Raw genomic sequence first — 1,417 nt, forward strand, 5'->3', positions numbered from 1 at the left:
TTCGACCCATTGGCGTTGGTACGCTCACCGATCGCCAGATACGAGGTGTCCTGACGGAACGGCACATGCTGGTACAACGACGCCGCACCCGCCTCCGGACGGGGGCGGCGCTCGGCCTGCTCACGGCCACGGACCCGCTCGACCACCCGGCGCAGATGCTCGGGGGTGGTGCCGCAGCACCCGCCGACCAGCGCCAGCCCGTACTCACGGGTGAAGCCGTCGTGCGCTGCGGCCAGTTCCTCCGGGGCCAGCGGGTAGTAGGCGCCGTCGGCGGTCAGCACCGGCAGGCCCGCGTTGGGCATGCACGACAGCCGCGCGCGGCTGTGCCTGGCGAGGTAGCGCAGGTGCTCGCTCATCTCGGCCGGGCCGGTCGCGCAGTTGAGCCCGATCACGTCGACCCCGAGGGGCTCGATGGCGGTCAGCGCGGCGCCGATCTCCGAGCCCAGCAGCATCGCGCCGTTGGACTCGATCGTCACCTGCGCGATGATCGGCACGTCACGCCCGGCCGCCTCGATCGCGCGCCGTGCCCCGACGACCGCCGCCTTGACCTGCAGCAGGTCCTGGCAGGTCTCGATGATCAGCGCGTCGGCGCCCCCGGCGATCAGACCGGCGGCGTTGTCACGGTAGGCGTCGCGCAGCCTCTCGTACGGAAGGTGCCCGAGAGTGGGGAGCTTGGTTCCCGGACCCATCGAACCCAGCACGAACCTGGGCCGCTCGCCGGTCGACCAGTGGTCGGCCCGTTCACGGGCCAGCCGGGCGCCCGCTTCGGAGAACTCGTAGACGCGGCCGGGGATGTCGTACTCCCCCAGGGCGGCGAGGTTGGCGCCGAAGGTGTTGGTCTCCACGCAGTCGACGCCCACCTCGAAGTAGGCGTCGTGCACGCCCCGAACGATGTCGGGGCGGGTCACGTTGAGCACCTCGTTGCAGCCCTCGTGGCCCTCGAAGTCGGCGAGGGACGGGTCGAAGGCCTGCAGCATCGTCCCCATGGCCCCGTCCGCGACCAGGACACGCTGGGCCAGAAGCTCGCGGAAGGTTGTCATGGCGCCTCCTAGAGGGCTTGGCGGAGAGCGTCGGCGCGGTCGGTGGACTCCCAGGAGAATCCCTCGCGGCCGAAGTGGCCGTACGCGGAGGTGGCCGAGTAGATCGGGCGGAGCAGGTCGAGGTCGCGGATGATCGCGGCCGGGCGCAGGTCGAAGACCTGGAGGATCGCCTGCTGGATCTTCTCGACGTCGACCTTCTCGGTGCCGAAGGTCTCCACGAACACCCCGACCGGGTGCGCCTTGCCGATGGCGTACGCCACCTGCACCTCGGCGCGGTCGGCGAGCCCGGCGGCCACGACGTTCTTGGCGACCCACCGCATGGCGTACGCCGCCGAGCGGTCGACCTTGGACGGGTCCTTGCCGGAGAACGCGCCGCC

At 71.1% G+C, this 1,417-nt stretch carries 2 protein-coding genes; both read right to left on the reverse strand.

Annotated elements, in window-relative coordinates:
* On the reverse strand, positions 1 to 1,040 hold a 1,040-nt coding region (locus tag AB0B89_RS36440; RefSeq protein WP_358562358.1), incomplete at its 3' end, for a homocysteine S-methyltransferase family protein.
* Positions 1,041 to 1,048: 8 nt separating this feature from the next.
* A partial coding sequence (locus tag AB0B89_RS36445) for a methionine adenosyltransferase domain-containing protein (RefSeq protein ID WP_358562361.1) occupies positions 1,049 to 1,417 on the reverse strand: 369 nt, incomplete at its 5' end.

Origin of the sequence: Sphaerisporangium sp. NPDC049002 (assembly GCF_040649355.1) — a bacterium.
Classification (GTDB): Bacteria; Actinomycetota; Actinomycetes; order Streptosporangiales; family Streptosporangiaceae; genus Sphaerisporangium.